General features: G+C 71.0%; 15 protein-coding genes and 1 riboswitch. Of the genes, 11 read left to right on the forward strand and 4 right to left on the reverse strand.

The genetic code is table 11. From position 1 onward, the window contains the following. Positions 1-6: 6 nt before the first annotated feature. Positions 7-3675, reverse strand: a complete 3669-nt coding sequence (locus DMC61_RS16975) for a WD40 repeat domain-containing protein (protein ID WP_125690093.1) — start codon at positions 3673-3675, stop codon at positions 7-9. Between the two features lie 93 nt (positions 3676-3768). On the opposite strand from DMC61_RS16975, the gene DMC61_RS16980 reads away from it, so the two are divergent. After that, positions 3769-4398, forward strand: a complete 630-nt coding sequence (locus DMC61_RS16980) for a response regulator transcription factor (protein WP_233594830.1) — start codon at positions 3769-3771, stop codon at positions 4396-4398. On the opposite strand, the gene DMC61_RS16985 is transcribed toward DMC61_RS16980, so the two are convergent. From DMC61_RS16985 to DMC61_RS16995, 3 genes are read right to left on the reverse strand one after another with little or no spacing between them, the layout of a single operon-like run. Further along, the gene (locus tag DMC61_RS16985; protein ID WP_125690094.1) at positions 4389-5888 is read right to left on the reverse strand and encodes a precorrin-2 C(20)-methyltransferase; all 1500 of its coding nucleotides are present in this window, start codon (positions 5886-5888) and stop codon (positions 4389-4391) included. The two genes, DMC61_RS16980 and DMC61_RS16985, sit on opposite strands and share 10 nt — an antisense overlap. Continuing rightward, a complete protein-coding gene (locus DMC61_RS16990; RefSeq protein ID WP_016332061.1) occupies positions 5885-6508 on the reverse strand; it encodes a precorrin-8X methylmutase in 624 nt (207 codons plus the stop codon). The genes DMC61_RS16985 and DMC61_RS16990 overlap by 4 nt, the downstream gene beginning before the upstream one ends. Beyond that, positions 6505-7584: a precorrin-3B synthase gene (locus DMC61_RS16995; RefSeq protein WP_125690095.1), complete on the reverse strand. Its 1080-nt coding sequence runs from the start codon at positions 7582-7584 to the stop codon at positions 6505-6507. Before DMC61_RS16995 ends, DMC61_RS16990 begins: the two co-directional genes overlap by 4 nt. A gap of 98 nt (positions 7585-7682) precedes the next feature. On the opposite strand from DMC61_RS16995, the gene DMC61_RS17000 reads away from it, so the two are divergent. The 10 genes from DMC61_RS17000 to cobN all read left to right on the forward strand — a co-directional run bounded on the left by DMC61_RS17000 (position 7683) and on the right by cobN (position 19529). Continuing rightward, positions 7683-8588 carry an ABC transporter ATP-binding protein gene (locus tag DMC61_RS17000; protein WP_016332059.1) on the forward strand — a complete coding sequence of 302 codons (906 nt, stop codon included), beginning with the start codon at positions 7683-7685 and terminating at the stop codon, positions 8586-8588. Then, positions 8585-9436 (forward strand): ABC transporter permease, encoded by an 852-nt coding sequence (locus tag DMC61_RS17005; protein WP_072028422.1) that lies wholly within the window; start codon positions 8585-8587, stop codon positions 9434-9436. Before DMC61_RS17000 ends, DMC61_RS17005 begins: the two co-directional genes overlap by 4 nt. A gap of 3 nt (positions 9437-9439) precedes the next feature. Continuing rightward, on the forward strand, positions 9440-9685 hold the full coding sequence (locus DMC61_RS17010) for a helix-turn-helix transcriptional regulator (protein ID WP_005162705.1): 246 nt from the start codon (positions 9440-9442) through the stop codon (positions 9683-9685). After that, complete coding sequence (locus DMC61_RS17015) at positions 9682-10344, forward strand: Clp protease N-terminal domain-containing protein (RefSeq protein WP_125690096.1); 663 nt, start codon at positions 9682-9684, stop codon at positions 10342-10344. Before DMC61_RS17010 ends, DMC61_RS17015 begins: the two co-directional genes overlap by 4 nt. A 431-nt stretch (positions 10345-10775) precedes the next feature. Beyond that, on the forward strand, positions 10776-12212 hold the full coding sequence (locus DMC61_RS17020; RefSeq protein WP_125690097.1) for an SLC13 family permease: 1437 nt from the start codon (positions 10776-10778) through the stop codon (positions 12210-12212). A 17-nt stretch (positions 12213-12229) separates the two neighbouring features. After that, the gene (locus tag DMC61_RS17025) at positions 12230-13384 is read left to right on the forward strand and encodes a glycerate kinase (protein WP_125690098.1); all 1155 of its coding nucleotides are present in this window, start codon (positions 12230-12232) and stop codon (positions 13382-13384) included. Between the two features lie 56 nt (positions 13385-13440). After that, a complete protein-coding gene (locus DMC61_RS17030) occupies positions 13441-13680 on the forward strand; it encodes a small hydrophilic protein (RefSeq protein WP_125690099.1) in 240 nt (79 codons plus the stop codon). Then, a complete protein-coding gene (locus tag DMC61_RS17035) occupies positions 13664-15106 on the forward strand; it encodes a cell wall metabolism sensor histidine kinase WalK (protein ID WP_233594831.1) in 1443 nt (480 codons plus the stop codon). The genes DMC61_RS17030 and DMC61_RS17035 overlap by 17 nt, the downstream gene beginning before the upstream one ends. Further along, positions 15091-15768 carry a response regulator transcription factor gene (locus DMC61_RS17040; RefSeq protein WP_016332050.1) on the forward strand — a complete coding sequence of 226 codons (678 nt, stop codon included), beginning with the start codon at positions 15091-15093 and terminating at the stop codon, positions 15766-15768. Before DMC61_RS17035 ends, DMC61_RS17040 begins: the two co-directional genes overlap by 16 nt. Positions 15769-15821: 53 nt before the next feature. Then, positions 15822-15894, forward strand: a riboswitch (cobalamin riboswitch). A gap of 53 nt (positions 15895-15947) precedes the next feature. Then, the gene (gene cobN, locus DMC61_RS17045; RefSeq protein WP_125690101.1) at positions 15948-19529 is read left to right on the forward strand and encodes a cobaltochelatase subunit CobN; all 3582 of its coding nucleotides are present in this window, start codon (positions 15948-15950) and stop codon (positions 19527-19529) included. The last annotated feature ends 150 nt before the right edge of the window (positions 19530-19679 follow it).

Raw genomic sequence — 19679 nt, forward strand, 5'->3', positions numbered from 1 at the left:
AGTCACTCATCCGCACGGTGGCGCGTAGTCGAGCCCCGGAAAGTACTTCTCCCACTCTTCCCGCGTGATCCTCGGCGTCGCCAGCCTGCAGATCTCCTCGCTCACCTTCGCGGTGTCCGTCTGCCACAGCTGCACGCCGCTGCTCCCGATCGCGAGCGTATGCCCGTCGTCCCGGTACGCCAGCGAGTTGACCGTCGCCCCGAAACCGGTGAGCTGCGTCGTCTCCACCGGTTTCCGCGGATCGGTCACATCCCACACCCGCACCGTCCGGAACGCCGACGCCGCCAGTTCCCGGCCGTCCGGGCCGAACGCGAGCGGCCCGACGCCTTCGGCGTGCCCGCCCAGTTTGACCGGCCGCGCGACGTGCGCGCGATCGGTGATGTCCCAGAGATAGACGTTCCGGTCGCTGCCGCCCGCGGCGACGGTACGGCCGTCGGGGCTGAGCGCCATCTTGAACACCGTGCCGCCGTCGGGCCGAAGAGTCGAGACGAGGCTTGGCCGTCGCGGGTCGGCGACGTCCCACAGGGTCACCGCGGACGAGTCCGGCCCCTGGCTCGCCACGAGCGTCCGTCCGTCGGGGGTGAACGCGAGCGACCACACCGTGCCGTCGCCCACCGGCAGATCCCGCGGCCCGGTGAACCGCCGGGGATCGCTGACGTCCCAGAGCGTGATCGGTCCGTCGTCGCGGCCGGAGGCGAAGGTCTTCCCGTCCGGGCTGAAGGCGAGCGAGTAGGTCGGCAAGACCTCGGTCGACGCCAGCAGTTTCGGCGCCGTCGGATCGCTGATATCCCATCGCTGCAGCACGAACGTCCCGCCGACGCCGGCGCCGGCGTGTGCGGCCAGCGCGAGACTCCGCCGGTCCGGGCTCACCGCGACCGCGGTGACGGTCGCGGGGCCGGGAAGTTTCGAAAGCTGCCTCGGCGCGCGCAGATCGTCCATCGACCACAGCCGCACGTCGTCCCCCGCGGTGACGAGGATGCGCCCCTGTTCGAGGAAGGTGCCGACGTTCCAGCCCGCGCTCGACGCCAGCGCGAGTTCGCCGACGTCCTGAAGCCGGACGGTTCGGTCGGCGCTGGTGGACACGATGGTCTTGCCGTCCGGGGAGAACGCGGTCCACCAGATCGAGTTCGTGTGCCCGGACAGCGGCGGCAGTTCCTTCGCCGGTCCCGTGACGTCCCAGAGCCGCACGGACTGGTCGTCCCCCGCGGTCACCACCAGCCTGCCGCTCGGGCTGAACCCGGCCGCCCAGACCACGGCCGGGGTGGTCAACGTCGACAGTGGCCGCGGCGCCGCCGGATCGGCGACGTCCCACAGCTTCGCGGTGCGATCCCAGCTGGTGGTGAGCAGCCGCTTGCCGTCCGGGCTCCACGACGGGGTGAGCTGAAGGTCCTTGTGTCCGGAAAGGACGGAGCGCCGTCGCGGCGCGGACGGGGTGGTGACGTCCCAGAGCTCCGCCGTCCAGTTCGTGTTCGTGACCGCGAGCAGCTTGCCGTCTGGGCTGAACGCGGCGCGCGCGAGTTGCGCGGCCGGGGTCCCGCCGAGCACCGCGAGCGGTTTCGGCGCGCCGAGGTCGGCGACGTCGGTGAGCCGCACGGTGCGGTCGTCGGAGCCGGTGACCAGCGTCCGGCCGTCGGGGCCGAAGTCGGCGGAGATCACGACCTCCCGATGCCCGGTGACGTCCGCTTTCCGCACCGGATGCCGCGGATCGGTCAGTTCCCAGAGCCGGACCCGATGGTCCCGGGTGACCGTCGCCAGCGCGCGCCCGTCGCGGCTGAACGCCAGCGGACCGCGGACCTCCGCCGAACCGGGCAGCGTCGACAGGAGTTCCGGCTGCCGCGAGTCGGCGATGGACCACACCTGCGTCGCCCGGTAGGCGTCGGAGGTGATCATGAGCTGCCCGCTCAGCGCGACGGTGACGTCGCCCGGGTCGAAGACCATCCGGGTCGCGAACGGCGCAGCCATCGACGCGAGCAGGCCGTCGTGGGTCTCCTGGATCGGCGCGAGCCGGTACGCGGCGAGACTGAGCTGGGTCGACAACGCCGGATTCGACTCCCGCAACGTCTTCGCGTCGACGACGGCTTTCCGCGCGAGCGCCTCGTTCCGTTGTTCGGTGGCGGTCCGCCCGGCGTCGACGGCGTACCCCACGGCGACACCCGCCAGGAGCAACAGGACACCGAGGAGCGCGACGAGTCTTCGCAACCTCCGCGTCCTTCTACGGCCGACGGCGGTCTCCTCGGCTTCGGCGTCGAGCCCGGCCTGAAGGAACGTCCGCTCGCGCGCGCTCAGCGCGTCCGGCTCCCGCTCCGCCCATTCGGCCGCGAGACCCAGCCGCGTGCCGCGATAGAGACTGCCCTCGTCGCGATCCAGCGACTCCCACAGCTCGGTCGCCTCGGCCAGTTGCCGGTGCAGGCGGTGCCCTTCACGGTCCTCCGCGAGCCAGTCGCGCAGCCGCGGCCAGCTGCGGATCAAGGCCTCGTGGGCGATCTCGACGCTGTCGCGGTCGAGGACGAGCAGACGCGCGTCGGCGAGGCGTTCGAGCACCTCCGTCGTCGCCGGGTCGTCGTCGAGTTCGCGCCGGTTGAGACGGCGCTTCGTGTCTTCGGTGCCTTCGCCGAGCGCAGTCAGGCGCAGGAAGATCTGCCGCACGACGCGCTGCCGGTCCGGCTCCAGATCCGTGTAGACCGCCTCCGCGGTCCGCGCGATCGCGTTGAGGATGCCGCCCGCCGCCTCGTACGCCGCGCTGGTCAACGTGATCCCCTGACGCCGCCGCCAGGTCTCCAGCAACGCGTGCGACACCAGCGGCAGCATCGCGGGCTGGCCGGTGGCGTCGGCGACGAGCGTCGTGACCAGCGCCGCCTCGACCCGGCAGCCCGCGCGGACGGCGGGTTCGACGATCGCGGTCCGGAGTTCGTCGGCGGTCATCGGGCCCACCATCACCTGCGCGTCGGTGAGCGCCTCGACCAGACCGGCGTGACGGCAGAGGTGACCGTAGAAGTCCGCGCGGACACCGAGGACGACCCGCGTGCCGTGCTCGTCGCGGGAGAGCGCGACCAGCGCGTCGATGAACTTCTCGCGTTCGATCCGGTCCCGGCAGAGCGTGTAGACCTCCTCGAACTGGTCGACGATCAGCAGCCGTCCCTCGGCGTCGAGATCCTCGTCGAGTGGATGCGCCCCCGGCGTGCGAAGGACGACGGGGCGTTCGCTCGCCGCCGCCAGCCCGGCCCGCAGGACCGACGACTTCCCCGACCCCGAGGCACCGAAGACCCCGACGAGTCGTTTCTCCGCCAGCTTGCCGGTCAGCTCGGCGACCAGCCGCTCGCGGCCGAAGAAGCGGTCGGCGTCGGCGGTCTGGAACGCGGCCAGCCCGAGGTACGGGAGTTCGGTCTCGTCGCGTACGCCGGAGGCCGCGGCGAGCCCGGCGGCGACCGCGCGCCAGCGCTCCTCCCACGCCGCGACGTCACCACCGCACGCGGTGACGTACGCCGTGGTGACCGCGAGCCCGGGCAGCTTCCGCCCGCCTGCGGCTTCGGAGAGCGCGGCGGCCGAGTAGCCCGCGCGGGTCGAGAGCTCGCGGTACGTCGGCCCGCCCGCCTTCTCGCGCAGCAGGCGAAGGTCCGCCGCGAAGCTCACGACGACGTCGTCGCCAGGCCCCAGCGGTCGCTCGCGTCTCGGCACCAGGCCCCCTGATCGTCCAAGCGTTATCGAATGGACATTGTTCACCGAAAACGGCCGGACACTGTACAAAAGTTCTGCGCTACAACCGATGGCGTGCCGATTCGAACCCATGCGGTGACCGTGGTCTTCGCGGGCGTCCCCGAACCGCCCGCGTCCTCGGAGCTGGAGGTGGTCGCTCACACCCCCGACGAACGCGAAGCGGTCTGGCACGCCAGGGCGCTGAAGCCGGACGTCGTCGTCCTGCCGGTCCACCCGCCCTCGCTCGACGGGCTCGCCGTGACACGCGAGGTGTCGTCCCGCGTACCGGGCACCGCCGTACTGGTGCTGACCCCGCCCGGCGACGGCGAACTCGTGGTCGCCGCGATGCTCGCGGGCGCGCGCGGCGTCCTGTCCCGCGGCGCGGGCCCCGACGACCTGGTCCGCTTCATCCGCGGGGTGGCGGCGGGCGCGGTGCTCTTCGGCGAGCGCGCCGCGGACCGGCTCTACGGCCTGCTCGCCGCTTCACAGCCGATGCGGGCGTTCCCGCGGCTGACCCCGCGCGAACACGAGGTGCTCGACCTCCTGGCGGGCGGCCTGACCATCCCGGCCGCCGCGCGGCAGCTGGGGCTCGCGCCCAAGACCGTGCGCAACGTCGTCACGTCGATCCACGCCAAGGCCGGCACGGACGATCGGGAGGTGTTGCTCGCCCAAGCCCGGAACGCCGGGCTCGGCCATCACTCGTAGGTGCGCGGTGTCCAGACGACGCCGTTCTCGGCGCGGGTCTTCGACGAGCCGATGATCAGCAGGCAGCGCATGTCCACACTGGCCGGATCGAGGGTGCCGAGGGTGACCACGCGGATGTCCTCCTCGGGCCCGCCGACGTCTCGGGCGACGACCACCGGCGTCTCCGGCGCGCGGTGCCGGAGCAGGACGTCGCGGGCCTGCGCGAGCTGCGCGGTCCGCGTCCGCGACGCCGGGTTGTACAGCGCGAGCACGAGATCCGCCGCGCCCGCCGCGTCGAGCCGTCGTTCGATGATCTCCCACGGCTTGAGCCGGTCGGAGAGCGAAAGCACGCAGTAGTCGTGGCCCAGCGGCGCGCCGACCCGGGACGCGGCCGCCTGCGCGGCGGTCACACCCGGCACGACCCGCACCCGGGCACCCGCGCCGTGCCCGGCCGCGACCTGCTCCAGCACGGCCGACGCCATCGCGAACACGCCGGGATCGCCCGACGAGACCACCGCGACCTTGGCGCCGTTCGCGGCCAGTTCCAGTGCCTCGACGGCGCGGCCGGCCTCGACGCGATTGCCCGACGCGTGCCGCTGCTGGCCCGCGCGCTGCGGCACCCGGGCGACGTACGGGCCGTACCCGACGATGTGCTCCGCCGCGGCCAGTTCCGCGGTCGCCTCGGGGGTCAGCCAGTCCGGACCCGCCGGGCCCAGGCCGACGACCACGACCTCGCCGCCGGTGTGCGTTTCCACCTCACGGGTGACTTCGGGTTCGTCGGCGAGGCGGGAGGCGTAGGCGGGACTGGGCAGCAGCGCCAGCGAGAAGTACGGCACCGACTCCGGGTCGACGTCGGCGAACGGCTCGACGCGCTGCGCCGGCCAAGTCGCCCGTTCGACGTAGAAGGCGTCGTCCAGCTTCCCGGCTTCGGCCAGTGCCTCGCGGACGTTGCCGAACGTGCGGCCGAGTTTGAGCACCGCCGCGGCCTGCGTGTCGGCCAGGCGCCGCGCGAGCTCCGGGGCGGGCAGCGTGCCCGGCAGGATCGTGAGGACCTCGTCGCGTTGCACCAGCGGGCGGCCGAGCACCGACGACGCCGCGCTGACCGACGTCACGCCCGGCACCACGGTCGCCTCGTAGCGGTCGGCGAGCCGTTCGTGCATGTACATGTAGGAGCCGTAGAAGAACGGGTCGCCTTCGCAGAGCACGACCACGTCGCGTCCGGCGTCGAGGTGTTCGGCGAGCCGTTTCGCGCTCAGCTCGTAGAAGTCGGCGATGGCGCCTTCGTAACCGCCGGGGTGGTCGGTGGTCTCCGTGGTGACCGGGTAGACCAGCTTCTCCTCGATCTGCCCGTCCCGCAGGTACGGCTCGGCGACCGAACGCGCGATGCTCCGGCCGTGCCGCGCGCTGTGATAGGCGATGACGTCGGCCTCGCCGATCAGGCGCGCGGCCTTGACCGTCATCAGTTCCGGGTCACCGGGTCCGAGCCCGACACCCCAGAGTTTCCCGCTCATTCGACCTCACTCGCCATCGCGTTGATCGCGGCGACGGCCATCGCGCTGCCGCCGCGTCGTCCGTGCACCACCAGGTACGGGGCGGGCGCCCGCTTCGCGAGCTCCACTTTGGACTCGGCCGCGCCGATGAAGCCCACCGGCACACCGATGATCGCCGCCGGCGCGCCGACGCCCTCTTCGAGCAGTTCCAGCAGGCGGAACAGCGCGGTGGGCGCGTTGCCGATCGCCACCACTGAACCGGGCAGCTTGTCGCGCCACAGCTCCAGCGCGGCCGCGGACCGGGTGGTGCCCATCCGCTCGGCCAGCCCGGGCACCTTCGGATCGGACAGCGTGCATAGCACCTCGTTGGCGGCAGGCAAACGTTTGCGGGTCACCCCGGAGGCGATCATGTTCGCGTCGCACAGGATCGGCGCGCCCGCTTCGAGCGCGGCACGGCCGGATTCCACCACGTCCAGGCTGTAGCGGAGATCGTCGACCAGGTCGACCATCCCGCAGGCGTGGATCATCCGCACGGCCAGCACCGCGACGTCGTCGGGCAGGATCGCGAGATCCGCCTCCTCACGGATGGTGGCGAACGAATGCCGGTAGATCTCGGCCCCGTCCCGGATGTAGTCGATCACTGTGTCCCTTTCTCCGCCAACGTCCTCGCCAGCTCGCCGACCGGGACGAACGCCCCGTCGACCAGATAACCGTCCCCCGTCGCGAGCACGTCGACGTGCTCGCGCGCGGGTTTGCCGCAGCGCCGTTCACAACCGGCGAAATGGGCTCGCGGGGCCTGCCTGACCCGCGCCGCGTCGGCCCGCACGTCGGCGAGCGACTTGGCGCAGCCCGGCTGCCCGATGCAGGCGCTGATCCCGAGCGAGGGTGCGTCCGGATCGGTGATCAGCCCTGTGCCCGGCGCCAACGGACCGAGGACCAGGATCGACCGCCACGGCGTGACCACGGCGTTCCCGGCCTTCGCGATCGCGCGTGCCTGAGCCGAGGTGAGCCTGCCGAAGACCGGGGCGACCCCGATCGCGTCACCGATCGGCCCGATCGGGAGGCCCGGGTTCACCTCGAACCGCCGCGGCTCCGTCGTCTCGCCGGGAATGCCGCCGAGCAGTGGCTCGACGTCGGCGAGTTCGCCGATCCGCCACGCCGTTCCCCTCGCGCGAAGGAACGCGCGCGCGACCGCGAGCAGTGTCTCGACGGCCTGCCCGGCGTGGACGCGCAGGCCGGTGTCCTCGCCGGCGAGCAGCACGGCGCCGTCGCGCCAGCAGACATCGGCACCCTCACCGGCGACGTCACCCTGGCCGCCGTCGAAGGCGAAAAGGAAGCGTCCCGGGAGTTCGGCCAGCTCCGGAACGGCACACAAGGCCTCGTCGAGTTCCCGGGCGAGCTTTTGCGCGGTCTCGCTCAGCGGCGACGCGAGGATGTTGCGGACGCGTTCGTGCGACGGCGAAGGCAGGAGCCCGGCCGCGGCGAGCCTCCCCGCGAGACCCGGCCGGGTGACGCCGCGCAGCTGCACGTTGCCGCGGGAGGTCAGGTGGAGTGCGCCGTCACCGAGGTCGTCGGCGGCGTCGGCGAGCGCCCGGAACTGGGCCGCCGAGATCGCGCCGCCGGGCAGCCGGATCCGGGCGAGCGGACCGTCGGCCGCGTCGTGCGTGGCGAAAACACCAGGGCACGCGTCGGCTCGGACACGTGCGCTCGTGGACATGCGCTCACTGTAGATGGCCCGTTTCTACGAGAGTATCTCTCTGATTGAATGTAGTAGGTGTGCTACATTCGATCGCAGCACTGAGATGGGGGTGACCAATGAGAGATCCACAGGACGTGATGATCTCCGTCAAAGATCTCCGGATGCGGTACGGCACGAACGACGTCCTCCACGGCGTCGACTTCACCGCGCACCGCGGCGAGGTGATCTGCCTGCTCGGCCCGAACGGGGCGGGCAAGACCACGACGATCGAGATCCTCGAAGGCTTCCGGATGCGGTCGGAGGGCGAGGTCAGCGTGCTGGGCGTCGACCCGGCGCACGCCGACGAGAACTGGAGGGCGCGGCTGGGGGTCGTCCTCCAGGCCTGGCGCGACCACGCGAAATGGCGGGTGCGCGAACTACTGGAGCACCTGGGCGGCTACTACGCGCCGTACTCCACGGACCGCATCAAGCGGCCGTGGGATCCGGACGAACTGGTCGCCGCGGTCGGCCTGACCGAGCACGCGGACAAGAGGGTCCGGATGCTCTCCGGCGGGCAGCGGCGACGGCTCGACGTCGCGATCGGCATCGTCGGCCGCCCGGAACTGCTGTTCCTCGACGAGCCGACCGCCGGGCTCGACCCGGAGGCGCGGCGCGAGTTCCACGACCTCGTGCACCGGCTGACCGATGACGACGACACGACGATCCTGCTGACCACGCACGACCTCGACGAGGCCGAGAAACTGGCCGACCGGATCCTGATCCTGAACCACGGCCGCATCGTGGCCGACGGTTCGGCCGACGCGCTGAGCAGGCAGATCGCCGGCGAGGCCGAGGTGCGCTGGACGCTGCACGGCCAGCGGTTCGTGCATTCCACGACCGAATCGACGAAGTACGTGCACGAACTGTTCAAGCAGCACGGGGACGCCATCGGCGATCTCGAGGTGCGGCGGGCGTCGCTCGAAGACACGTACATGACCCTGGTCCGCAAGGCCGAGTCCCTGGAGGCGGTGGGCGCGCGATGAACACGATTCAGCACAGTGTCCGGCTGGGCGTCCGGCGCGGCTGGCTCGAAGCCCGCCAGATGATGACCAACCGGGAAGACCTCTTCAACACCTTCCTCTTCCCGGCGATCTTCGTGATCGTCATGTTCTTCATGCGCGGCGCGAAACTGCCGGGCACGGAGTTCTCGCTCGGCGCCGCCACCGTGCCGAGCGTGCTGGGCGCGTCGATCGTGTTCAGCGGCATGCTCGGGATGGCGGGAGTCCTCGCCGTCGAACGGGAAGACGGCACGCTCCTGCGCGCCAAGGCCACGCCGAACGGCATGATCGGCTACCTCGTCGGCAAGGTCGTCACGGTGTCGTTGAGCACCGTCATCGGCATGCTGCTGGTACTGATCCCCAGCCTGATCCTGTTCGACGGCATCGCGCCCGGCGGGCTGACGTCGTGGCTGGGCCTGCTGTGGGTGCTGGTGATCGGCCTGCTCGCCACCATGCCGATCGGCGCGATCTTCGGCTCGCTGACCTCGAACGCGCGCAGCATCGGGCTGATCATGCTCCCGACGCTGGGAATCGGCGCGATTTCGGGGATCTTCTACCCGATCACCGCGCTACCGGAGTGGCTGCAGTACCTCGGGCAGGTGTTCCCGATGTACTGGCTCGGCCTCGGCATGCGGTCGGCGCTGCTGCCGGACTCGACGGTGATCATCGAGATCGGGCAGTCCTGGCGGCCTTGGGAGACCCTCGGCGTGCTGTCGGTGTGGGCCGTGATCGGATTGACGCTGGCCCCGGTCGTCCTGCGGCGCATGGCGCGGCGCGAGTCCGGGTCCTCGGTGGCGGCACGACGGGAAAAGGCGATGCAGCGAATTGGCTAGCTCATGAGCGAGGTCGTTTACAACCGGATCGCGATGTTGCGGGCGGAACGGGGCATCTCCCGCCGCGAACTCGCCGATGCGCTGGGCGTGCACTACCAGACCATCGGCTACCTCGAACGCGGCGAGTACAGCCCGAGCCTCTACCTCGCCCTGCGGATCGCGGAGTTCTTCGAGGTGGCGGTGGAGATCATCTTCTCCACCGCCCCCTTCCCGCGGATCGGCGACTCTTCGTCGGAGCGGTCGGCGTGAGCCTGCTGGAGCGGGCGCACGCGCACGCGATCCGGCTGGGACACGACCGCATCGGCGGTGAGGAACTTCTGCTCGCGGTTCTCGACGATGGTGTGGGGTATGTACTCCCTGGCGCTTTGGGGATCTCTCGCGATGTCCTTGTGTGGCAACTGGAGAAAGCTCCTTCGTCGCCTGCCGCCGGGAGCATCGACGGCTATCCGGTCACGGCCGAAGTCCTTGACGTGCCTCGATCATCGGGTTTGGTGGAGCTGATCGCCGGCCTGCTGGCCGCCGGGGGCGGAGCGGCTCGCGTCCTGGGCGAGCACAGGGTGACCGAGGAGCGGGTGCGGGAGGCTTACGCGCGGATCTGGGCTCCCTTTCTGGATGAGAACGCCGTCTGGGGAGGCCCCGGGCCCGGCACTCCGACACCCGGCCCTGCGGACCCGCCTGCCGAGATCGAGGTGCTGACATCCCAGATCGCCGAATTTCGGCGACGCAAGGAAGCGGCCGTCGATGCGCAGGAGTACACCCAGGCGGGCCTCATCCGCGACAAGGAGAAAGAGGTCATGCAGCGGCGGTCCGAGCTCATCCGGGAATGGGCGGCGACCGTCGATCCGGTGGATCTGGCCGAGGCGGTCGTTTCGCTGCGGGAAATGGTCGCCGCCCTTCGCCGCATTTAGCCGACTAATTGCGTGGAACCCTTCGCATTTAGTCGACTAAATGCGTGGGGTGCCTTCGCAGGGTGATTGCCCGGCACCGGTGACCGTGTGGATTTCTGGTCATCCAACGCCCCAAAATCCACACAGTCCATCACCAACGGACCGGTCACGACCGAAACACCGGCACCAGGAACCCTGAGCCTCTCGGGACCTGCCCGCCGTCTCGCCGGCCACACCCGTGAAAGCCGCCACCAAGCTGATCATCATGACTGGACCGGCCAGGCATGACTGTGTGGATTTTGGGACATCTGACGTCCCAAAATCCACACACTCCCTCATCAACGGACCGGCGACGACCTGCCCGCCGCACGGCAACAGCCGCGAAGCCAACATGAAGACCTCCTCATCCGTCCTTAACGGACGATTCAGGAGCGCGCCACAAGCTGATCACCGTGACCGCCTACACCTACACGACCAGCCCACCAAGAAAGCCCACCGAACCCGAAAAACCCAAACCCACCAAGGCATGGCTGATCCCCACAGCCGCCATCCCGGCGCTGGGCACCGCGCTCGTACCCGGCGGACCGGGCTGGCAAGGCGCACTGGTCCTGGCCGTCTTCGCCGCGGCTGTGGGTGCGTGGGTATTGACCAGCCTGGACGACACGTGGATCGCGCTGGCGGCGGTGGCCGTCCTTGCTGTGGCAGGGATTCTGGCGCCCGCCGACCTGTTCGCCACCCTCGGCGCCGATCTGGTGTGGCTGCTGATCGCGGCGTTCGTGCTGGCGGCCGGGCTGACCGGGTCGGGGCTGGTCGACCGGTTCGTGGCCATGGTTCCCGCACGGGCGCGATCGGTGCGCGGGCTGGCGCATTTGTCGACGGTCGCGTTGGTGGTCTCGTCGCTGGTGGTCCCCTCGACGTCGGGGCGGGCGGCGCTGGCCGTGCCGGTGTTCACCGCCTTGGCGGGCGCGCTCCCGCGGATGGTCAAGGCGCTCTCGGTGCTGTTCCCGACGGTGGTGTTGCTGTCGGCGGTCTCGACGCTCATCGGCGCGGGCGCGCATCTGGTGGCCGACCAGCTCCTGCGTGAAGCGACCGGCGACGGCATCGGCTTCCTGCGCTGGCTCTTGCTGGGCCTGCCGCTGGCGGTGGTGTCATCTCATCTCGCGGCCGAGGTCGTTCTGCGGCTGTTCACCACCCGCGAGGACCGCCGTGAGCGGTTCGACCTGCGCGCCGAGTTCCCACCGCGAGGGCCGTGGACGCGGACGGAGCGGTTCGCGGCGGTCACCATCGGAGCCGTGCTGGTGCTGTGGTGCACCGAGCCGTGGCACGGACTGCCGCCCGCGCTGGTCGGCCTCGTCGGCGCCTTGGCGATGTGCGTTCCGCCGCACCGGGTCACCACGGGTACGGCGCTGAAGACCGTGCCGTGGTCGTTGCTGCTGTTCACCGCCGCGACGGCCGCGCTGGGCGGCGCGCTGGTGGCGTCGGGCGCGGCGGCGTGGGTGGCGGACGTGGCTTTGAGTCCGGTCCGCGGCGCGCCGGCGTGGGTCGTACTGATGGCGGTGATCGTGGTGAGCACGGCCGCGCATCTGGCGGTGCAGTCCCGGTCGGCGCGGTCTTCGGTGCTGGTGCCGGTGGTGATCCCGCTCGCGGCGGCCACCGGGCTGGCCCCGGCCGCGGCGGTGTTCGCCTCCACCGCGGCGGCGGGGTTCTGCCACACCCTCACCTCGTCCGCCAAACCCGTCGCCCTGTTCTCCGGCATCGACGGCGTGCCGACCTATTCGTCCAGCGACCTGCTCCGGCTTTCGAAAGTGCTCGCGCCGCTGCACGTGGTCGTGGTCGCCGTCTTCGCCTTGCTCGTCTGGCCGCATTTCGGCCTCTCGCTCATCCCGTGACCCATCAGGAGGAAGTAATGCGGATCGTTGTCGCCCCCAGTGGGTTCAAGGAAAGTCTCGGTGCCGAAGCCGCCGCCGACGCCATCGCCGAGGGAGTGCTGCGGGTCGTCCCGTTCGCGGAGATCGACCGCGTCCCGCTCGTGGACGGCGGGGAGGGTTCGGCCGCGGCGCTGGCCGGGAGCACCGGCGGGAAGATCGTGGACACCGTCGTCACCGGACCGGTCGGGCTGCCGGTGCGCTCCCATTTCGCGATTCTCGGCGACGGCTCGACGGCGGTGGTCGAGATGGCGGCGGCCGCGGGGCTCCGCCTGGTGCCCGCCGATCGCCGCGACCCCGGGCGCACCACCAGCCGCGGCGTCGGCGAGCTGATGATCGCCGCGCTCGACTCGGGCTGTTCGTCGGTGCTCGTCGGCTGCGGTGATTCCGGCGTGTCCGACGGCGGGGCCGGAGCGCTCCAGGCGCTGGGTGCCCGGGTGCTCGACCGCGCAGGTCAGGAGGTGGGCCCCGGCGGGACGGAGCTGGCGCGGGCCCGGCATATCGACGTGTCCGGCCTCGATCCGAGACTCGCGGACACCGAGCTCCGGCTGGCGGTCAACCCGCACAACGTGCTGTGCGGTCCCCGCGGCGTGGCGAGGGTGTTCGGCCCCCAGAAGGGCGCGACCCCCGAGCAGGTGGAAAGACTCGCCGCCGCGCTGGACAACTGGGCCGGCGTCCTGCGCCGCGACCTGGGCGCCGACGTCGCGCTCGTCCCCGGATCGGGTGCTTCCGGCGGTCTCGGCGCGGGACTGTGCGCGGCGCTGGGAGCCCGGCTGCTGCCGCGTTTCGAGGTCCTGCTGGACCACGTCGACCTCGACGCGCGGCTGGCGGCGGCCGATCTCGTGGTCACCGCCGAGGGCACGATCGACGCCCAGACCCCGCACGGGAAGGTGCCCGCCGAGGTGGCGCGCCGGGCCAAGGCGCACGGCAAGCCGGTGGTCGCGCTCGCCGGGCGGATCGGCCTGGACGCCGACACCACCTACGCCGTCGGCATCGACGCCTTCCAGGCCATCCAACCGGGTCCGGTGGACCTGGACGAGGCGATCCTGCGTGGCGCCGAATTCCTGACCGACGCCGCCGAGCGGATGCTGCGGATAGTGCTGGTCGGAACCCGCCTGTCCACGCCCGTTATGTGAAGATTCCTTCATCTTGTCCTCATCTTCGCCACATCGACGACCAGGAGGGTGGAGCCATGCCCCGCTCGCGAATCGCCCTGCTCGTCGCCGCCGTGGCGCTCCCGCTCGGTGCCGCGGTGGTCACCTGGGCCTGGCCGGAGCCGCCCGCGCCAAGGGCACCGATCGAGGTGAAACTGAGAGAGCACCCGGCACCGCCCCCGGCACCGGCCAGCAGCTCGACGCCGGTCGTTGTGCCACCGCCGCCGGTGGTCCCGCCCGGCGACGACCAGGACGACGACGGTGCCGACGACGACTGAACGCAGGACGCGGGCGATCCCCGCGCGGATCCGGATCATGGGCTGGCTGCTGCTGCTCGTCGCCGTGGTGACGGTGGCGACGACGCTGGTCACCTACAACCTCTTGCTGCGCGAGGTCGACAGCGACGTCAACGCCGCGCTCGAACAGGAAGCCGCCGAACTCGGCCAGGTGCTGGAAGAAGGCGTGGACCGCGCCACCGGGCAGCCGTTCCCGGACGTGCGGTCCGCGCTGTCGGCGCATCTGCGCCGCCAGTACGTCGACGACGACGAAGTGGTGCTGGCCTGGACGCCGTCCTCCGGTCCGATCCTGCAGGACCGCGAGGAACCGTTCCGCCTCGGCGAAAGCCCGGGACTGCTGAACCCGATCCTCGCGGACCCGGCGCGCAGCGGCAGCGTCGAGACCCCCGCCGGGGAAATGCGCTGGATCCGCGTCGACGCCTCCGGCACCCGCGAGGGTGACCGGGGTTCCTTCGTCGTCGGCTACTTCGTGGACCGCGACCGTGCCGAGATCGCCACCACCGTGCGGACCCTGCTGTTCGTCGGGTTGCTCGGGCTCGTCCTGGCCGGGGCCGCGGCCTGGCTGGTCGCCGGGCAGATCCTCGCCCCGGTGCGGCTGGTGCGCCGCGCCGCCGCCGAGATCACCGAGCACGACCTGACCCGCCGCATCCCGGTGGACGGCCGCGACGACGTCGCCGCGCTCGCCGAACAGTTCAACGCCATGCTCGACCGGCTCGACCTCGCGTTCGCCACCCAGCGGCGCTTCCTCGACGACGCCGGCCACGAGCTGCGGACGCCCATCACGATCGTGCTCGGCCACCTCGAACTGCTCGACGACGACCCGGTCGCGCGGGCCGAGGCGATCCGGTTGTGCGTCGACGAACTGGACCGGATGAACCGCATCGTCGGCGATCTCCTGCTGCTGGCCAAGGCCGAGCAGCCCGACTTCGTCACCCTCGCCCCCACCGACGTCACCGAGCTGACCAGCGACCTTTACGCCAAGGTCCGCACCATCGGCGATCGTCGCTGGCGGCTGGAGGCGCTCGGCGAAGGCCAGGTGCCGCTCGACGAGCAGCGCACGACCCAGGCCGTGGTGCAGCTGGCCCAGAACGCCGTCCAGCACACCGAAGACGGCGACGAGATCCTGATCGGCTCGGCCGTCTCCGAGGACACCGTGTCGTTCTGGGTGGCCGACCACGGTCCGGGTGTCCCGCAGGAGGACGCCGAGAGGATCTTCCAGCGGTTCAACCGGGGGCCATCGGGCGGCCACCGGAGCGGGGCCGGGCTCGGACTGGCGATCGTGCGCGCCATCGCCGAGGCTCAGCACGGCCTGGTGCGCCTGGAGTCGGCACCCGGCCGCGGCGCCCGGTTCACCATCGAGATCCCTGTTCATCCAGCCGAAGGAGGCACGCCGTGGCCCGCATCCTGATCGCCGAGGACGAGGAGCGCATCGCCTCGTTCGTCCGCAAGGGCCTCGTCGCCAACGGCTTCACCACCACCGTCGTCGCGGACGGTGAGCAGGCCCTCCAGTACGCCCTCGGCGACGGCTACGACCTGCTGGTGCTCGACCTCGGCCTGCCCTCCCGCGACGGCCTGTCCGTGCTTCGGACGCTGCGCGAACACCACAACACCACCCCGGTGGTGATCCTCACCGCGCACGATTCGCCGCAGACCACCCTGGCCGGGCTGGAGGGCGGCGCCGACGACTACATGGCCAAACCGTTCCGCTTCGACGAGCTGCTGGCCAGGATCCGGCTCCGGCTGCGCCGCACCGAACTCGTCGCCGAGACCACCGTGCTGCACGCGGGCCCGCTGTCGCTGGATCTGCGCACGCGCCGCGCGGACGTCGACGGCACCGGCGTCGACCTGACCTCGCGCGAGTTCGCCCTGCTGGAGCTGTTCATCCGCCACCAGGGCCAGGTGCTGACCCGCGAGCAGATCCTCTCCCACGTGTGGGGGTACGACTTCGACCCCGGTTCCAACATCGTCGACGTCTACGTCCGCACCCTGCGCCGCAAGATCGGGGCGGGCCACATCCGCACCGCGCGCGGCATGGGTTACGCGTTCGACCCCGGTCGCACATCACCTTGACTCGCGCCGGGGCGCACCGGAGAGTGAACCGGAGACCCATGCGACGGCAGAGGGAGGAACCCGGTGAGAGTCCGGGGCGGTCCCGCCACTGTCACCCTCCTAGCCAGGGAGGGGAGCCAGGAACTCCGGCCGTCGCGACCACACGACCCGGGGCGCGGACACCCCGAGTGAGGACTGCCGTGATCCTGCTTCTGTCCACTTCGGACACCGACCTGCTCAGCGCCCGCTCCAGCGAGGCCGAGTACCGGCTGGCCAACCCGGCCCGCCTCGACCTCGCCGAGCTGCCCGCCCTGCTCGACGGCGCCAAGATCGTCGTCGTCCGGATCCTCGGCTCCGAGCGCAGCTGGCAAGAGGGGCTCGACACGGTTCGCGCGAGCGGCGCGCACGTGGTGGTCCTCGGCGGTGAGCAGACGCCGGACGCGCAGCTCATGAAGCTGTCCACCGTCCCGGCGGGCACCGCGGCGGAGGCGCACGCGTATCTCGCGCAGGGCGGCCCGGCCAACCTCACCCAGCTGCACCGGTTCCTGAGCGACACCCTCCTTCTGACGGGTGACGGCTTCGAGCCGCCCGCCGTGCAGCCGCTCTGGGGTGTCCTGGAGCGCGAGCCGAAGAGCACCGAGGGTCCGGTCGTCGCGATCCTCTACTACCGGGCACATCACCTGTCCGGGAACACCGAGTTCGTCCACGCCCTCTCCGACGCCGTCGAGGACGCAGGTGGCCGCGCGCTCCCGATCCATTGCGCCTCCCTGCGCACCCGCGAGCCGGAGATGATGGCCGAACTGGCCAAGGCCGACGCGCTCCTGGTCACCGTGCTGGCGGCCGGCGGCACCCGGCCGTCGGAGGTCGGCGCGGGCGGGGACGACGAGGCGTGGGACGTCGCCGAGATGGCCGCGCTCGACATCCCGATCCTGCAGGCGCTGTGCCTCACCAGCGACCGCGAGACCTGGTCCGCGAACGACGACGGCCTCTCCCCGCTCGACGCGGGCAACCAGATGGCCGTCCCCGAGTTCGACGGCCGCCTCATCACCGTCCCGTTCTCGTTCAAGGAGATCGACGACGACGGCCTCCCCAAGTACGTGCCGGACGCCGAACGCGCGTCCCGCGTCGCGAAGATCGCGCTCGCGCACGCCCGGCTGCGCCACACTCCCCCGCCGGAGCGCCGGATCGCGCTGATGCTGTCCGCGTACCCGACGAAGCACTCCCGCGTCGGCAACGCCGTGGGCCTCGACACGCCCGCGTCCGCGATCGAACTGCTGCGCCGCATGCGCGACCAGGGTTACGACCTCGGCGAGGACCCGTTCCCCGGCGTCGAGCCCACCGGCACCGACCAGCCGGACGGGGACGCGCTGATCCACGCGCTCATCGCCGCGGGCGGCCAGGATCCGGAGTGGCTCACCGAGGAACAGCTGTCCGGCAACCCGATCCGCGTGCCCGCCGACAAGTACCGCCAGTGGTTCGCCGAACTGCCCGCGGAACTGCGCGAGGGCATGGAGGAGCACTGGGGTCCCGCCCCCGGCGAGCTCTATGTGGACAACGGGGACATCGTGCTGGCGTCGCTGCAGTCCGGCAACGTCATCCTGATGATCCAGCCGCCACGCGGCTTCGGCGAGAACCCGGTGGCGATCTACCACAATCCGGACCTCCCGCCGAGCCACCACTACCTGGCCGCTTATCGCTGGCTCGAAGAGGAATTCGGCGCGCACGCCGTCGTCCACCTCGGCAAACACGGTTCGCTGGAATGGCTTCCCGGCAAGACCGCGGGTCTCTCGGACTCGTGCGCGCCGGACGCGGTGCTCGGTAATCTGCCGCTGATCTACCCGTTCCTGATCAACGACCCCGGCGAGGGCGCGCAGGCGAAACGGCGCGCGCACGCCACGATCGTCGACCACCTGATCCCGCCGATGGCCCGCGCCGAGAGCTACGGCGACATGGCCCGCCTGGAACAGCTCCTCGACGAGCACGCCAACATCGCCGCGATGGACCCGGCGAAACTGCCCGCGGTCCGCGCGCAGATCTGGACGCTGATCCAGGCCGCGAAACTGGACCACGACCTCGGTGTCGAGGAACGCCCGCACGACGCGGAGTTCGACGACTTCCTGCTGCACATCGACGGCTGGCTGTGCGAGGTCAAGGACGCCCAGATCCGCGACGGCCTGCACATCCTCGGCGCCGCGCCGGTGGGCGAGGCGCGGATCAACCTCGTGCTCGCCATGCTGCGCGCCCAGCAGATGTGGGGCGGCAAACAGGGCGCGGTCCCCGGTCTGCGGTCCGCGTTGGGGCTCAAGGAGAACAGCGACACCCCACTGTCCGAAGTGGACGCCATCGAGCAGACTGCGCGCTCGCTCGTCGAGGCGATGGAGGCCAGGGACTGGTCCCCCGCCGCCGTCGCCGAGGTCGTCGCCGAAGTGCCGGAACACCAGGAGGTCGCCCGCGTGCTGACCTTCGCCGCCACCGAGATCGTGCCGCGGCTGGCGGGCACCGGCGCCGAAATCGACGCCGTGCTCCACGCGCTCGACGGTGGTTACATCCCGGCGGGCCCCAGCGGTTCTCCCCTGCGCGGCCTGATCAACGTGCTGCCGACCGGCCGCAACTTCTACACCGTCGACCCGAAGGCCATCCCGAGCCGCCTCGCGTGGGAGACGGGGCAGGCGCTCGCGGACTCGCTTCTCCGCCGCTACAAGGAGGACACGGGCGACTGGCCGCGTTCGGTCGGTCTCTCGGTCTGGGGCACGTCGGCGATGCGCACGTCGGGCGACGACGCGGCGGAAGTCCTTGCCCTGCTGGGTGTCCAGCCGATCTGGGACGAGGCTTCGCGACGCGTCACCGGTATCGAGGCGATCCCGCTCGCCGAACTCGGCCGTCCGCGGATCGACGTCACCGTGCGGATCAGCGGGTTCTTCCGCGACGCCTTCCCGCATGTGATCACCCTGCTGGACGACGCCGTGCGCCTGGTGGCGAACCTCGACGAGCCGGACGAGCAGAACTTCGTGCGGGCCCACACCCGCGCGGATCTGGCCGCGCACGGCGACGAACGCCGGGCCACCACGAGGATCTTCGGCTCCAAACCGGGCGCGTACGGCGCGGGCCTGCTGCCGCTGATGGATTCCGGGAACTGGCGCGACGACAAGGATCTCGCCGAGGTCTACGCGGTCTGGGGCGGGTTCGCCTACGGCCGCGACCTCGACGGCAGGCCGGCGCGCGAGGACATGGAGAATTCGTACAAGCGGATCGTGGTCGCGGCGAAGAACACCGACACCCGTGAGCACGACATCGCCGACTCCGACGACTACTTCCAGTACCACGGCGGGATGATCGCGACGGTCCGCGCGCTGACCGGGACCGCGCCCGCGTCCTACGTCGGCGACAGCACCACCCCGGACGCCGTCCGCACCCGCACGCTCGGCGAGGAGACCGCCCGGGTCTTCCGGGCCCGCGTGGTCAACCCGCGCTGGCTGGCGGCCATGCGCAAGCACGGCTACAAGGGCGCTTTCGAGCTGGCGGCGACCGTCGACTACCTGTTCGGTTTCGACGCCACCGCCGGGGTGGTCGGCGACTGGATGTACGAGAAGCTCACCGAGTCCTACGTGCTCGACGAGGTCAACCAGGAGTTCCTGCGCCAGGCCAACCCGTGGGCGCTGCGCGGCATCATCGAGCGGCTGAACGAGGCGGCCGATCGAGGGCTGTGGGCGGAGCCGGATGCCGATCTTTTGGCTCAGCTGCGCGAGGTCTACCTATCGCTGGAGGGGGATCTCGAGTCCTGACATCACCCGCTGGAGCAGCGCCGTGGCACTCCCGGCGGTACCACTGTCGTATGCGCAGAACTTAGCGTGACAAGGGCGGTGGGACGTCAATGATCGGGAGGACAGCGATGATCAAGCGTCTGTTGAAGGTCGTGCTTCGCCACGGTTGCT

It is taken from the genome of Amycolatopsis sp. WAC 04169, assembly GCF_003947535.1.
In the GTDB taxonomy this organism is placed as follows: domain Bacteria; phylum Actinomycetota; class Actinomycetes; order Mycobacteriales; family Pseudonocardiaceae; genus Amycolatopsis; species Amycolatopsis keratiniphila.

Bases quoted from the DNA above. Each gene is read 5' to 3' on its own strand.
- DMC61_RS16985 (WP_125690094.1), bottom strand. From the start codon at position 5,888: ATGAGCGGGAAACTCTGGGGTGTCGGGCTCGGACCCGGTGACCCGGAA.
- DMC61_RS16995 (WP_125690095.1), bottom strand. From the start codon at position 7,584: ATGTCCACGAGCGCACGTGTCCGAGCCGACGCGTGCCCTGGTGTTTTC.
- DMC61_RS17000 (WP_016332059.1), top strand. From the start codon at position 7,683: ATGAGAGATCCACAGGACGTGATGATCTCCGTCAAAGATCTCCGGATG.
- DMC61_RS17005 (WP_072028422.1), top strand. From the start codon at position 8,585: ATGAACACGATTCAGCACAGTGTCCGGCTGGGCGTCCGGCGCGGCTGG.
- DMC61_RS17010 (WP_005162705.1), top strand. From the start codon at position 9,440: ATGAGCGAGGTCGTTTACAACCGGATCGCGATGTTGCGGGCGGAACGG.
- DMC61_RS17025 (WP_125690098.1), top strand. From the start codon at position 12,230: ATGCGGATCGTTGTCGCCCCCAGTGGGTTCAAGGAAAGTCTCGGTGCC.
- DMC61_RS17030 (WP_125690099.1), top strand. From the start codon at position 13,441: ATGCCCCGCTCGCGAATCGCCCTGCTCGTCGCCGCCGTGGCGCTCCCG.